The sequence below is a fragment of the Mesobacillus subterraneus genome, from assembly GCF_023715485.1.
In the GTDB taxonomy this organism is placed as follows: Bacteria; Bacillota; Bacilli; order Bacillales; family Cytobacillaceae; genus Mesobacillus; species Mesobacillus subterraneus_B.
On sequence record NZ_JAMBOF010000024.1, the window covers coordinates 19062 to 33190 of the forward strand.

11 protein-coding genes and 2 tRNA genes are annotated in these 14129 nt (G+C 44.1%); 2 read left to right on the forward strand and 11 right to left on the reverse strand.

Going from position 1 to position 14129, the window contains the following annotated elements:
• Positions 1 to 7: 7 nt before the first annotated feature.
• Positions 8 to 2482, reverse strand: coding sequence for a stage II sporulation protein E (gene spoIIE, locus M3204_RS21890; protein WP_251487996.1), 2475 nt, complete (start codon positions 2480 to 2482; stop codon positions 8 to 10).
• A gap of 291 nt (positions 2483 to 2773) precedes the next feature.
• Here spoIIE and M3204_RS21895 point away from each other — a divergent pair.
• Positions 2774 to 2847: transfer RNA gene (locus tag M3204_RS21895), tRNA-Met, on the forward strand.
• Positions 2848 to 2983: 136 nt separating this feature from the next.
• Positions 2984 to 3055 (forward strand) — tRNA-Glu (locus M3204_RS21900).
• Positions 3056 to 3493: 438 nt separating this feature from the next.
• Here the strand turns inward: M3204_RS21900 and M3204_RS21905 are convergent.
• The 10 genes from M3204_RS21905 to M3204_RS21950 form a co-directional block, all read right to left on the reverse strand.
• A complete protein-coding gene (locus tag M3204_RS21905) occupies positions 3494 to 3964 on the reverse strand; it encodes a S1 domain-containing RNA-binding protein (protein ID WP_251487999.1) in 471 nt (156 codons plus the stop codon).
• Between the two features lie 74 nt (positions 3965 to 4038).
• The gene (locus tag M3204_RS21910) at positions 4039 to 4437 is read right to left on the reverse strand and encodes an FtsB family cell division protein (RefSeq protein WP_251488002.1); all 399 of its coding nucleotides are present in this window, start codon (positions 4435 to 4437) and stop codon (positions 4039 to 4041) included.
• Between the two features lie 49 nt (positions 4438 to 4486).
• Positions 4487 to 5122, reverse strand: a complete 636-nt coding sequence (gene yabQ, locus M3204_RS21915; RefSeq protein WP_251488006.1) for a spore cortex biosynthesis protein YabQ — start codon at positions 5120 to 5122, stop codon at positions 4487 to 4489.
• Complete coding sequence (gene yabP / locus M3204_RS21920) at positions 5119 to 5421, reverse strand: sporulation protein YabP (RefSeq protein WP_251488119.1); 303 nt, start codon at positions 5419 to 5421, stop codon at positions 5119 to 5121. The genes yabQ and yabP overlap by 4 nt, the downstream gene beginning before the upstream one ends.
• 90 nt (positions 5422 to 5511) lie before the next feature.
• Positions 5512 to 5784, reverse strand: a complete 273-nt coding sequence (locus tag M3204_RS21925) for an RNA-binding S4 domain-containing protein (protein WP_251488009.1) — start codon at positions 5782 to 5784, stop codon at positions 5512 to 5514.
• Between the two features lie 39 nt (positions 5785 to 5823).
• Complete coding sequence (gene mazG / locus M3204_RS21930; RefSeq protein ID WP_251488012.1) at positions 5824 to 7287, reverse strand: nucleoside triphosphate pyrophosphohydrolase; 1464 nt, start codon at positions 7285 to 7287, stop codon at positions 5824 to 5826.
• Positions 7284 to 8909 carry a putative polysaccharide biosynthesis protein gene (locus M3204_RS21935; protein WP_251488015.1) on the reverse strand — a complete coding sequence of 542 codons (1626 nt, stop codon included), beginning with the start codon at positions 8907 to 8909 and terminating at the stop codon, positions 7284 to 7286. Before M3204_RS21935 ends, mazG begins: the two co-directional genes overlap by 4 nt.
• A gap of 146 nt (positions 8910 to 9055) precedes the next feature.
• On the reverse strand, positions 9056 to 9592 hold the full coding sequence (gene spoVT / locus M3204_RS21940; protein WP_285857105.1) for a stage V sporulation protein T: 537 nt from the start codon (positions 9590 to 9592) through the stop codon (positions 9056 to 9058).
• Between the two features lie 455 nt (positions 9593 to 10047).
• Positions 10048 to 13584, reverse strand: coding sequence for a transcription-repair coupling factor (gene mfd / locus M3204_RS21945; protein ID WP_251488020.1), 3537 nt, complete (start codon positions 13582 to 13584; stop codon positions 10048 to 10050).
• Positions 13585 to 13769: 185 nt separating this feature from the next.
• Positions 13770 to 14000: an anti-sigma-F factor Fin family protein gene (locus M3204_RS21950; protein ID WP_251488023.1), complete on the reverse strand. Its 231-nt coding sequence runs from the start codon at positions 13998 to 14000 to the stop codon at positions 13770 to 13772.
• Positions 14001 to 14129 lie beyond the last annotated feature (129 nt).

Genomic DNA, 14129 nt, shown 5'->3' on the forward strand with positions numbered 1-14129 from the left:
ATAACTGTTATGCTCTTTTTTGATAATTCGACATCGGGATCGATGCCCATTTAGGAATATTGTGATCGATTTTCGCGACAACCACTGTCATGTCATCCTCAATGGAACCTCCGCGGGACCGGATCACTTCCTCCATGATCAAGTCAGCAATTGCCTGAGGGTCATCAGTCTGCAATTCATTGATCTTCCGTTTCATCCATAGATCATAATTTTCAACATGCTTCGGCCCTTCAAAAACACCATCGCTCATCATGATCAACAAGTCTCCTGCCTTCAGCTGCTCGCCGACCACATCGACCTCGAATTCCTGCAGGATTCCCATTGGCAGATTGCTTGCCTGGACTTTGATAATCTTTCCTCCGCGTTTAATAAAACTTGGGATTGACCCTATTTTCAAGAAACGTGCAGCAGCATTCTGCAGGTCGATCATCACAAGATCTAAAGTGGAGAAAATTTCATCCGTCGTCCTCAATGCCAGGATGGAATTGACAGACTTGATTGCGACCTTCTCCTCAATTCCAGATTGCAGGATCTGCTGCAACAATAAAAGGGTATCCCTGCTTTCGGAATGTGCCCTTTCGCCATTGCCCATTCCATCGCTGATTGCAATCGCATATTTTCCTCCGCTCAACTCGATTGTCGAATAGCTATCACCTGAAACGAGGTCTCCATCCTTTGCCGCATGGGCTACTCCTGTTGACACCGTAAAAGCTTTTGCGGAGCGGAATGTCACATGGCAAAATCCATTTGGGAAGGTGGAGCATTCTTCTGAGTTAACGACGATATTTTCTTTCAGAATGTCAGAGAGCATCGGGGCGATTAATTTTTCACATTCACCATGCCCCTGGCAATATGGAATCGTCATGTCGATGTCGACATTCCCCTGTTCCAGGCTGTATATCTCAACATGTTCGATATGGATGCCAAAATCCTGTAAGGCTCCAAGGATTTGCTCTTCCTGCTTCGAGTGGTTTTCTCGCTCTCTCTGGATTTCCTTTGCAAAGTCTCCCATTACTTCTGACACTCCGAGCAATTGGTCTGCCACGAGGCGCCTGCTTTCCTGCACCTGTTTTTTCAGTTTCCTGTTCGCCTGGTAATACGTCAGCTGCTGCTGCATGATTTCCATGACCTTTTTTGACCTTGTGCAATGCTTGTCCCATTCCCGAGAAAGTTTTTGCGGTACTGCGCCAGAATTTTGATCCATCTCTTGCATAATCTCGCTCATATAGTCATAGGTTGTATTAAAGTTCCTTGTCCAGCAATGGTCTTTCTTAAAACATGTCTGGCATGTCTTCTCCGTGACATTGCTTAGAAAATAATCCATATCTCGGTCAGTTTCAATCGTTTCATCCTGGACCTGCAACGTTGAGAAGCTTTTCGACAGCGCTTCAAACACATTTGAAAACTGGACGACGCGCTGTGCTGTCACATCTCTCATCTTTCTCATGTACTGCTGCTGTTCAGCAGAATATTCCGGCGTACCCGGAATGTATTTCGCAATCTTAGAAGTAAGGGATTGAGGGGTAAGCAGGAACAATAGTACGGCTGCTGCCGATTCGGTCATCGTTTTGCTAAGCGTGCCGCCGCCCTCGCCATACATGCCTATAAGCATTGTGGCTATGAATAATCCCAGGGCGACACCCGGCTTCCTTCCTTCTTTCAACAGCCCTCCAAGCAATCCTGAGAAAGCAAGCAGGCTCATATGGTAAAAGCTCGACACGTTAGCGAGACTGAAAATCAAGCCGGTTACGACCCCGACTGTCGAACCAACCGTGGCCCCGGCAACAAAAGCAAAGATCAGAACCAAATAACGGGACATCACGTGCTCTACCGACAAATCATAAACTGACCAGCCAATCGTTCCCGTCATCACGGAAGCGAGCATGATGATCAAACAGACGATTTCTTCTGTCTTTAATGACTGTTTGCGCTTGCTGATCGTTATCAATGGAATGCTTTGGAGAAAGATGAAGGTCAACACAAGACTCAAGCCCGCTTCGACTCCAGCCATCATTCCTTCATAAATCGTTATATTTCCCGAAAAAATAAGAGCTTTCATTATTTTGCCTATTAAAATAGTAAAAAATATATAAAAGGGCAAAACTTTAAGGTCATTCTTGATCCACTTTTTCGTCGAACGGTACAGCAGCAGGAATAAAAATACCGAACTGAACGTATACACGGCATCGCCGAAAGATAAGGTGGCAGCCCCGGCAACCAGTCCAAACAAAGCAAGCGGAGCACGGTCTTTCCGGATGAGATAAACGGCTGCGAAAAATGGAAGGCTAAAAGGGGTCAACTTTGCCAGTATCAAGGCCCTGCCAAGCAAAAATCCAATGATCAGAAAAACATAGCCTTTTTTCAGGAAAAGGTTTTCGATTTTGGATTGCAGCTTCGCCATGCCTTTTGCAAACCTGAATCGTGATTCCTCGAGATGAACTTCACCGATCGGTTCCATCAAGTTCCTTTCTACCTTTTGCATTCAATACACTCCCCGTTTTTTTATCGTTGCTGATTATTATAAAAGGGAGAGGTACAGAAGTTTGTCAAAAACAAGGACAAGCACCAAAGTTTCGTTCGACGCATTTCCCCGTAAATAAGGTAATTCCTCGAAATTACACGTCTATTTCATAGTGATAGTCTATTAACCCCATGAACCACAGGTATTCACACTAAAATTTACCTAATAATAATTTTATCTTTTCTACTAAAATCCATTGACACTAATTTAATATCTAGGTATTATATTTCTTGTGCCTCAAAACAATATCATGGCGGTGTAGCTCAGCTGGCTAGAGCGTACGGTTCATACCCGTAAGGTCGGGGGTTCGATCCCCTCCGCCGCTACTTAGAAAAGCGTAAGTGCCTTGGTCAGCCCCGACAAGCGTTGGAGGGCCAACCGGTGAAGTCGTTCTTTGACTTCATTGGGTGGACCGAAACGTCTCGAGGGGCTAGGCGCTGAAGCTGGACAATAATTTTATATGGCCCCTTGGTCAAGCGGTTAAGACACCGCCCTTTCACGGCGGTAACACGGGTTCGAATCCCGTAGGGGTCATCCTAAGTAAAAAACTCGTTCCTTTTATAGGAGCGAGTTTTTTTGTTGGCTTTCATTGTGGATTAACCTGAAAGTATAAGATTTCATACGCGGAGAATTTCCGGCTATTGTATATAAAGAAAGCTTAAGATGCAGATATAAGCGGAGATATTCCGATTAACTACTCTAAATAAGACAAAATCCAAAGGTTTGGATGCTATAAACGGAAAAACTCCCTTTATTTTTCAGGAAATAGGGCTATTTCCCAATTTAAACGGATTTTCACTGTTTATTTTTTCAACAAACACAGTAAAATCAACACAGTCTTCCATTTGAATTAGGAGTAAAGGGAGCGAGGTTAATTTAACACATTCTGCTAAATAAAAAAGACAAGCCCGCAAAGGACTTGTCTTGATATAGCATTATACCTGCTATTATATATATTCACTTAGCAGCAAGTTACCCTCTTCTAGCTCCTCTTCCACCGCGCTTAGATTCGGTAGCGCGTTTCAGAGTGGATAGGCGGTCTTCGCTGTCCTTCAAGAATTTCGCCATTTTTGATTCAAAATTCTCTGGACGAACGTTCCGGTTATCGTTCGGTCTTCCTCCACGTGGACGTTGAGAGTAAGGTCGATCAGGTCGATCAGGTCGATCAGGTCTTTCTGGTCTTGCAGGTCTTTCTGGTCTTTCCGGCCTGTCTACAGCCTTCTTGATTGATAAACCAATTTTGCCGTCTTTCTCAACATTGATAACCTTCACTTCAACCTGGTCGCCCACTTTTAGGTGGTCATTGATGTCCTTGACGTAATTATCAGCAACCTCACTGATATGAACGAGTCCAGTTGAACCGCCTGGCAGTTCCACGAACGCCCCGAAATTTGTAATGCCTGTTACCTTTCCCTGTAACTTGCTGCCTACTTCGATTGACATAAAAAAGTTTTGCCTCCTTAAAGATATAAAAAATCAAACTTACTATATATTATACAGAATATCAAAAAAGAGTGTCAATAAGGCGAATCTTGGGAGTCCTTTTTCTCTTTAGGAAGGTTGAAGATAATTTCATTTTTTTCGGAAAGGAAATATTCCTTGCGAGCCAGCTTGGCTATGTATTCGTCATCATTCAGCTTAACGATTTCTTCATCAAGGATTTCCTGCTTTTTCTGCAGGCCTGCCAATTTTTGTTCTAGTCTTTCTTTTTCAGCCTGCTTCTTATCCAGTGCCGAAGACTGGGTAATGAAGGTAGAGATCATTAAATAAGAAATCACCGATGCAAAAAGGGCAAAGACTGCGAGGCGCCTGAATAGCAGCTTACGCTTCCTGGTTTCCGCAATCCCTGCTTTTTCACGCTGCTGCACATATTGATTTTCTATTTTGGCTATGTTCCGTTTTCTGATGACACTCATTCCCCGCAGTCCTCCTTACATTTATTTTTTGTCTCTAATTTACACAAGTCTACTTTTTAAAGTTCTTTATCCATTTTATCGGTATAGAAGAGTAATTCTTTACTATATTTAGAATTCCTGCCAATTTATTATATAACTTCTCGACGCTTTTTTTAACCTTTTTCGGCAAAAGTTTCCAAAAAAGCAGGAGAATCATCTTAACCGGCTTCCATAATAGATTTTTCAATAACCATAGTAAAACGGCAAGAAGCCATTTCACAAGAGAATAAAGGCCTCTTCCCGTCATGAGCAGCAGCGATAGAACGGTAGCCGCCAAAAACAGCAGCGGCCGGACAACCAGCATTCTGACAGCCTTCACGAAGAATATATAAACATTGATCGTGATCGTAATGGCCCGCTCGAGAATCTTTAAATAAATCTTTTTGAACAGACTCTGATAAGCTGCGAAGCCGCACAATAATGCAATGAAAATATAAAACCGCAACTCTCCCATGTTAACCGAAAACAAGACATAAAAGACCGACAGTCCCTGGACCAGCCAAAACATGATGTCATTGATGAAGACGATCCATGACTTCCTCTTTGACCTCTTTAAGAAACGGTTATGCGTATCAAGTGAAGCTCCGAATAAGCTGCCCATCCCAATCATGGCGAGCATCGTCAAAAATTGGGTCGACAAAGTCATCGGAATAACTTGCTAAAGAAGCCTTTAGCTTTCTCCCCATGCTGGTCTTCCAGATAGACCAGATCAAAGATTTTCCCTTTGATCGATACGACGCCTTTGTCGACATCAAGGTTTTTCATCTGGAGGTTCTGGCCCTTGATCGCAAGGAATCCCATGACAGTCTCTAACAAGAACTCCTCATTATCGAAGCTTTCAACTTGCTTTACTCCTGTGATCTCAAGTGTCCGTCTGCCCCTCATCACTAAATCATGGTCTGGCAAATTGCTTTTCGTCTGGTTCGTTTCATAATATTGGCTCATCATTATCCCTCACAATCGCATAATGCACTTTAGTACATGTTTATGATTTAGAGAGAGATAATAGAACAAGCCTTCAGGAGGATTCCTGTTTTACTCTTCGTCGTCACCCGGGATTCTTTCTTCGCCTAGCATCGTGTACATCTCAGCTGCTTCCTCTTTGCGGGACGTTTCCTGGATACGGTCAATTCTGACAGATACAACCTTTTGGCCAAAGCGGATCGCCAGTTCGTCGCCCGCTTTCACATTCGTGCTTGCTTTTGCTGGAACACCATTCACAGAAATCCTTCCCTGATCGGATACTTCCTTCGCCAAAGTTCTCCTTTTAATCAATCTTGACACCTTTAAAAATTTATCCAGCCTCATAGTATTTAAACCCCTTTTCCTTTATTGGTTCGATTTACCTTATAAACCTTTTGCCTTCGCTTCATCCCAAAAACGATCTAATTCTTCTAGAGTGTATTCTTCAACACCCCTGCCGTTTTCCGCTGCCTTTTGCTCGATGTAAGCAAAGCGACGCATGAATTTCTGGTTCGCCTTGAATAAAGCTTCTTCTGGATTAATCTCATAGTGCCTGGCAAAGTTGACGAGCGCGAACAGCAAATCTCCGTATTCCAGCTTAATATCTTCCTGCTGTCCACTCTCCTTGATTTCAGCTGAAAGCTCATCGATTTCTTCTTTCACTTTATCAAGGATTGGTGCCGCCGTCTTCCAGTCAAAGCCAACCTTGGCAGCTTCCTTTTGCAACTCAAAAGCTTTCAAGAGGTTTGGCAGCCCTTTGCCTGCTCCCTCCAAGATGGACTTTACCGCCGCTCCCTTTTCCTGTTCCTTGATTTTCTGCCAGTTTTTCATGACTTCCTCTTCATTCTCAGCCGTTATATTGCCGAAAACGTGTGGGTGCCGGCGGACCATTTTCGAGGAGAGGCCTTCAATGACATCGTCAATAGTAAAGTATCCTTCATCCTCGCCTATCTGGGCATGGAGCATAACCTGCAAAAGGACATCACCTAATTCTTCGACCATATGGTCAATGTCATCGTTATCAATCGCTTCAATCAGCTCATAGGCTTCTTCTATCAAATATTTTTTAAGAGATTGATGAGTTTGCTTCTTATCCCAAGGGCAGCCATTCGGACCGCGTAATTCTGATATAATTCCACGCAGCTTCAAAAAATCCTTGTATAAAATTTGTTCTTCTTCAACAGGCGGAACGTAAATAGAGGTTAGATTGCTTAATTCCATCTCCCTGTCTAGCTCATACAAAGGGACTTTCTTGATGATCTCGTCCTTGCTGCCTGCCGCTGTAACGATAAAAACATCGTATTCATCAGGCAATTTTTCCATCAGTGTGAGCTTTACGTCAGAAGCAACGAACGAATCATATACCTGACCAATGATCGTGTGGCTTTGCAGCAGCAGCGATTCCTTCGTCAGTGCCGTTCCATCAAGCAGCTGAAAGCCCTCAATTGGATCGATGGCCAGCGCCTGGAACATCGCATCAAGGAAGCTCTGGCCGCCGCCGATTTCTATTTCCGTGTTCCGTTCCGGACCTCTTTCGAGTAAAAGCTGGACTGTACGCTCGGCGATTAATGGATGGCCAGGGACAGCATAGGTTACGGGGCCCTTTTCCGCTTCCGCAAGCAAAGTCTCAGTGATCTCCTCATAAACGTCTGAAAATTGATCGTGCTTCTCATAAACGGCATCGAACGACTGAAACTGAAGTCCTTCTTGCTCAAGCTCACTTACTACAGGATGTTCTTTCGTCCGCAAGTAAAGGTTTTTTTCATGCTTTAATTTTCTATATACACCAATAGGAAGCTGGTCTAAGTCACCTGCGCCCAATCCAATGATCGAAATCTTGTTTGTCATTTCCTGCTGCCTCCTGTCTTGTTTAAAAATAGCTGCACGAGCCGGCTGCCAAAAGGCAATGTCATTAATTCCTGTTCAGTCAAAGCCTTGATTTTTACTAAAACGATAAAATAAACCACCGCTCCAAACGCAACGGCGCTCAAAGACTGTAACACAGCAGCTAGTCTGTCCGGTTCAATATAGATATAGAGAAAATCTGTCATATATAAATATACATGCAAAAACACTGCCATCACAGCTGATGAAAACAGGATTTTTGCCATAAAAGCCAGCGATAAGACCGGCCTCCCAAGCTCACTCCTCAATTTCGCAATGAGAATGACCATAACAGCCAGCATTGCCACTATAGTAGCAACCGCTGCACCCTTAGTTCCCTCTTCCGGAATCAAAATAAGGTTCAATCCATATTTCAAACCAAATCCACCAAGAATGACTGCGGCTGGAAAAAGCGGCTTGTCTAGTCCCTGAAGAATGCTTGTTATTGTCAAAATCACTGATCCGAACAAAATCATCCAGCTCAGAACAGCAAGCACATTTGAGCCCTCTGCATTTTCAAACAGCATGATATTTGCTGGCACAATGATGCTGTACAGTCCCACTGCCGCCGCAGCACCAAAGATCAGGCTGGACTGCAGAGCGAGCCTGACTTTTTGCAGGATTCCATCGCTGCGATTTCTTGATTTTTCGGCTGAAATAGCTGGAACGAGACTCAAAGACATCGAAGTGGCAACAACAGTGCCGAGCTGAATCAGCGGCTGCCCCCTGTCAAATATACCTTTTGCCGCCTTTGCCTCATCTGCTGTCAGCCCCATTGCCAGTAAAGAAGAGTACATATTCATTGAATCAGCCAGCTGAAACAGTATTAACAGCATGCCACTAATGCTGATGGCAAATCCCTGGATCACAAGAGCTTTTACTACCCAAGCCGCATCTGCTAACAGTGCCTTTGGCTGATAGTGCCTGAATGGGTTCGCTTCTTTACTTTTCAGATAAAAATAGCTGAGCACCGCTACCGAAACCACTCCCCCGGTTATTGAACCGAACACAGCCCCGGCGCCGGCAAAATAAAGCGAGTATCCCTGCTGGACGATTACCGCTGACAGGATCAGAATCGTTCCGACACGGATGAATTGCTCGGAAACCTGGGAGACTGCGGTCGGCACCATATTTCCCTTCCCTTGAAAATAACCTCTGAATACAGAGGTGAACGGGAAAATGAGGAACGGCACAGATACCACCTTGAATAAAAGGCTGAGTTCAGGGTCACCGATTTTTCCAGCAATCCATTCTGAACCAAAGTAAAAAAACGAAAAGAGCAAAACACCAAAAATCCCTAGAAAAGCAAGAGAAAGGATTAGCAGCCTGTCCGCCCTGCCGCTGTTTCCGGCAGTCTGCTGCTCAGTATAAAGCTTTGAAATAACAACAGGAAAACCATATGTAGATAAAACCATGACAATACCAAAGAAAGGGTACACCTGCTGATAAATATAAAATCCAATATCCCCGACAATATTTTGAAATGGGACACGGTAAACCGCGCTTAATATTTTTGTAACCAGGGCCGCCAAAGTCAAAATCATGGCTCCCTTAACTAATTCTCTTGAGTCTGCAACGGGCTTCATCGCCCATCTCCTTCCAGTTCGAGTATCAAAAATTATTATATCATAAGGAATAGTACGGAATGATTAAACCTGAAAACATGAAAAGGGGCAGCCTCGGCAGCTGCCCTTTTAGGTATGATAAAATTTCAGGTAAACTAGAATCTTGATTATTGCTCCATTTGCCTTGCAAGGAAGCCAGCGGCTGTTTCGACTGCTTTTTGTTCCACTTCGCCCAATGAGCCTTCTTTCGAGAAGATGATCACTGCGCCAATTGGGTCACCGTTCGCAATAATTGGCCCAATTGTATAAGAAGATATAGGTTCCTCGGTGCCATCGACAAGCGAAATGTTAGACTGCTGGTTCACAAGTGTGGAGTTGCGGTCTTCCATCGTCTTTTCGACAAGTTCACTGATGTTTTTATTTAAGAAGTCCTTCTTTGAGCCCCCGGCCAATGCGATATAAGTGTCACGGTCGCAAATCAATACTGGGTTGCCTAAACTGTCATATAGCGCTTCTGCATACTCTTTTGCAAAATCGCCTAACTCGCTGATCGGAGAATACTTCTTTAAAATGACTTCACCATCGCGGTCCACGAAGATTTCAAGTGGATCTCCTTCACGAATACGCAGTGTTCTTCTTATTTCTTTAGGGATGACGACACGACCTAAATCATCGATTCGACGAACAATACCAGTTGCTTTCATCCAACGTTGCCTCACTTTCATCTGATGATTATTTTTTAAAGCTGTTTTCGCATTCTTTATTGCTTTAAGGCTTTGCAAATTTCACGGCGGGGAATGAATTCGTGCCCTTTTCCTCTCACATCGAAGTCATTTCCCCTTATTTAGTTACCAAAGTGAACGAAAAAAATCCAAGTATCAATTTTTCCCTATATGCTTCGCCTCAACAGTTTACGAAAAGAGCCATTGGTAATGACAATTTAAACCTTTATTAATCATCCTTACCAAGATTTGAACTTAGTATCTTTCATATGGAAAGTTCTATACACTTCTAAAAATATTTTCTCTGAAGTGATAAAGGTGGCAAAAACGGATAAACCTTCCAGCTGTTTAATGCGTACAGACAAAAAATACCCTTGTCTACCTTTTTTGAAACACTTTCCAGTTTTACATTTTCATTACAATATATTTCCACATGATTACGATACGGTATTTTCCTGTTCTTTTTGGGAGTCGTGAAGTCCCTTAACCATCTCGAAAGTGATATCGAGCCAACGGTCGTTTTTGAGGCCCTTTGTATGAATGACCATCTTCAGCTTTTTGCCGTCCATTCCAAGGCCTACTGCACTCCGGTATTGGCTGCTGATTTTGAATACTTTCTGTCCGTCGATTCTGCTGCTTCCTTCTTCTGATAAAAGAATCGTTACATCCTGCTTGATCTGTTTGATTGTTTCCACACCCGCGGTGATTGCATACACCTTCAATTCGGCAACCTTGAACAGTGTATTGACCTCTTCTGGGTAATCCCCATATCGGTCGGTGATTTCCTCTTTCAATTCCTCAATATCCTTCAAAGTATCAATTCCACGGAAGCGTTTATACATTTCGATTTTTTGATGGCCATCGGAAATATAAGTGTCAGGGATATAGGCATCAAGTTCCAGGTCGATTTCAATCGAAGGCCTGCGGACTTGATCCTTCTCCGGCTTCCGCTCCTCGATTGCTTCCTTAAGCATTTGTGAGTACAAATCAAAACCTACTGAATCAATAAATCCGTGCTGTTCGGCGCCTAGCAGGTTTCCAGCCCCGCGAATCGACAAGTCACGCATCGCGATTTTGAAACCCGAACCAAGCTCCGTGAACTCCTTGATCGCCTGGAGACGTTTTTCAGCTACCTCGGTAAGGACCTTGTCTTTGCGATAGGTGAAATAAGCGTAGGCAACCCTGTTAGAACGCCCTACCCTTCCTCTAAGCTGGTAGAGCTGGGAGAGCCCCATTTTATCAGCATCATAGACAATCAGCGTGTTGACGTTTGGTATATCAACACCCGTTTCGATGATGGTAGTACTCACTAGAACATCATATTCACCTTCAAGGAATCCAAGCATGACTGATTCTAGCTCATTTTCAGACATCCTGCCATGGGCAAAGGTGACTCGCGCATCTGGAACAAGCATTGATATCTCTTCAGCCTTCCGTTCAATATCCTCGACGCGATTATACAGGAAGTACACTTGACCATCCCTCGCAAGCTCACGCTCAATCGCCTCGCGGACAAGTCCGCCGTTATATTCCATGACATACGTCTGGACAGGGAAACGGTTCTCAGGCGGAGTCTCGATGACAGACAAGTCCCTGACCCCAAGCATCGACATATGAAGCGTCCTTGGAATCGGTGTCGCCGTCAATGTCAGGACGTCGACATTTGTTTTCAGCTGCTTGATCTTTTCTTTATGAGTGACCCCGAAACGCTGCTCTTCATCGATAATCAGCAAACCAAGGTCGCGGTAAGTGATTTCCTTAGATAAAAGTCTATGTGTCCCGACAGCAATATCTACGCTGCCAGCCTTCAGACCTTTGATTGTTTCTGTCTGCTGTTTACGAGTGCGGAACCTGCTCAGCAAGCCGATATTAATCGGGAAATCTTGAAATCTTTCTCGAAGCGTTTCAAAATGCTGCTGGGCCAGAATCGTGGTCGGTACAAGCAAGGCAACCTGTTTTCCATCAGCAATTGCCTTGAAGGCAGCCCTGATTGCGACCTCAGTTTTTCCGTAGCCCACATCGCCGCACAGAAGACGGTCCATCGGGCGTTCGCGTTCCATATCCAGCTTGATTTCATGAATTGAACGGATTTGGTCTTCCGTCTCCTGATAAGGGAATGAGGACTCAAAATCACGCTGCATCTCACCATCTGGTGAGAACGCATGCCCCACGCTCGCCTCACGCTCAGCATATAGCTTGATCAAATCGTCAGCGATATTTTGGACGGATGACTGGACCTTGCTCTTGACCCGTTTCCAGTCGCTTCCGCCGAGCTTGTAGACTTTTGGTTCTTTCCCTTCGGAGCCTACATATTTCTGGACAAGATCGATTTGTTCAACAGGGACATAAAGCTTATCTGTACCCTGGTAGCGAATATGAAGGTAATCTTTATGGACTCCATTGATGACAAGCGTTTCGATACCAAGATATTTACCAATCCCGTGGTTTACGTGAACGACATAATCGCCGACCTTCAATTCGGAATAGCTCTTGATCCGCTCCGCATTCGACAGCTTTTGGCGTCTTGGAGCTTTCTTCGTCTTCTTATTGAAGAGCTCCTCTTCCGTGATCACGGCAATTTTTTGAATCGGGAACTCAAAGCCTGTATTCAGGCTGCCCTGGATGATCTGGACTTTGCCTGGGAGCAATTCCTGCTTGCTGCTTGCTTTTACCGCATCAATCTCATAATCCTCAAGGACACGTTCGAGCTTTTTAACCCTTTCAGCATCCGGTCCCAGGAAAATGACTGCATAATTCCCTTTTCGCCAGCGGTCGATCTCACCCTTCAAAACATGCATCTGTCCATGGAAGTTTTGCATCTGCTTGCACGAAATATTGATGATGTTTTGCGGGCTCGTATTTGGCACATGCCTTAAAAATAGTGATAAGTAAACAATTGGCTTCGCTGCTTTACTCATCAATTCCGGAAGATGGTGCGATATTTTAAGGTCGTGAATGATTTGTCCTTCACCCAGGAGGCTCGTATACCATTCTGCTTCTTCTTTATTCAGCGATTCATTCATTTCCTGGACCCTGCTGATTTCATCAACAAAGAGGAAGCCGCCAGATGGCAAGTAATCTATTAAACTTTGAGGCTTTTCATAAGCGATCGACAAGTACTTGAATACCTGGTCTGGCTTTTGCCCATTCCGGAGCTGTTCCAGTTCATAGCCGATATTCTGGGCCATAAGCGTCTTTGCCTTGTCATCCTTTAATTTCTTAAGACTTTTTGAAAGGCCAGCATCAAGGCCAGTTACCAGGCGGTCAAGCTGTTCATTCTCGATAGGATTCTCTGCAGCCGGTCCAATAGAAACGGATTTCATTTTTTCCTTCGAGCGCTGATCCTCAAGCGAGAACGTCCTGATTGAATCAACCTCGGCGTCAAAAAGCTCAATCCGGATCGGATCTGCCGATGTCAGCGGATAAATATCAATGATTCCGCCCCTGACACTGAACTCGCCAGGTGCAGAGACCATACCAGCCCTTGCGTAACCCATGCTGACAAAGCGGTTGAGAACAGCATCCAAATCAATTTCTTCACCAAGTTTGAAGGTTATCTGGAATTTGGACCACAGCTCCTTTGGCGGCAGCATTTTTCTTAAGCCTGCCATCGGAACAATCACCATTCCGTTTTTCTTTTTGCTCCAGTGATTCAGTGCTTCAATCCGCTGTGCCTTCAACTCGGGGCTCGAAATACTGATTTCAGCGGCAATCAATTCATTTGCCGGGTAAAGATAGACTTCGTTTTCCTCTACTAAATTAACAAGATCATCATATAATTTTTGCGCTTGCAAAAGATTATGCGTCACTACCAGGACGGGACGTTTTGTCTGTTCGTAAATCGCCGCTAAAAAGACCGTCCTCGCCGAACCGGACAGGCCGGCGACGAGCTGTTCCCTAAGCCCCGCATCCATTCCGGATATAACAGATTGGACATCATCCTGATGACTAAAAAGAGCTTTCAGCCCCTGCATCCAAACCTCTCCCTCTCTTAAAAAAACACTCAATTTTTATTTGTTAAATTCCTGCTGGTTTTCACTCAAATCAACAGGACTTTCAAGTCAACGTTGTCCTATAACAAAGCCAAAATATTAAAAATGATGTAATCATACTAATTTTCCAAATAGAAAAATGCTTTGGATAAGAAATCCAAAGCTTGTCAGTGAATTAAGTAGTCATGTTGATGGAAGTCTGGATTCCGCTCCAGCGCTTCCTGACAGTCTTCACAGATCGATTTTATATGGATGTCACCATTGCCTGCATAAGAAACCATCTCCTGCCGCTCTTCATCGGTCAGCTTATGCAGCCCAAGAGTTTCACTGTGGACAGACATCCTGTCCAATGAACCGATATTCGTGCCGCAATGACGGCAATTATAATGTATAGCCATGCCCGTCCCTCCAAAATTAAGTCATTATCATTATTGACCCTTTGGCAGAAACTTATGCACTTAGCCTATTGTATGTCACTCTTTTAAAATTATAGTACTAAATCGACGATTATGCATGTGTGTTATTTA

What these genes read in the sequence shown, in the direction of transcription:
- spoIIE (WP_251487996.1), bottom strand. Translation starts at nt 2,482, where the DNA reads ATGCAAAAGGTAGAAAGGAACTTGATGGAACCGATCGGTGAAGTTCAT.
- M3204_RS21905 (WP_251487999.1), bottom strand. Translation starts at nt 3,964, where the DNA reads ATGTCAATCGAAGTAGGCAGCAAGTTACAGGGAAAGGTAACAGGCATT.
- M3204_RS21910 (WP_251488002.1), bottom strand. Translation starts at nt 4,437, where the DNA reads ATGAGTGTCATCAGAAAACGGAACATAGCCAAAATAGAAAATCAATAT.
- yabQ (WP_251488006.1), bottom strand. Translation starts at nt 5,122, where the DNA reads ATGACTTTGTCGACCCAATTTTTGACGATGCTCGCCATGATTGGGATG.
- yabP (WP_251488119.1), bottom strand. Translation starts at nt 5,421, where the DNA reads ATGAGCCAATATTATGAAACGAACCAGACGAAAAGCAATTTGCCAGAC.
- M3204_RS21925 (WP_251488009.1), bottom strand. Translation starts at nt 5,784, where the DNA reads ATGAGGCTGGATAAATTTTTAAAGGTGTCAAGATTGATTAAAAGGAGA.
- mazG (WP_251488012.1), bottom strand. Translation starts at nt 7,287, where the DNA reads ATGACAAACAAGATTTCGATCATTGGATTGGGCGCAGGTGACTTAGAC.
- M3204_RS21935 (WP_251488015.1), bottom strand. Translation starts at nt 8,909, where the DNA reads ATGAAGCCCGTTGCAGACTCAAGAGAATTAGTTAAGGGAGCCATGATT.
- spoVT (WP_285857105.1), bottom strand. Translation starts at nt 9,592, where the DNA reads ATGAAAGCAACTGGTATTGTTCGTCGAATCGATGATTTAGGTCGTGTC.
- mfd (WP_251488020.1), bottom strand. Translation starts at nt 13,584, where the DNA reads ATGCAGGGGCTGAAAGCTCTTTTTAGTCATCAGGATGATGTCCAATCT.
- M3204_RS21950 (WP_251488023.1), bottom strand. Translation starts at nt 14,000, where the DNA reads ATGGCTATACATTATAATTGCCGTCATTGCGGCACGAATATCGGTTCA.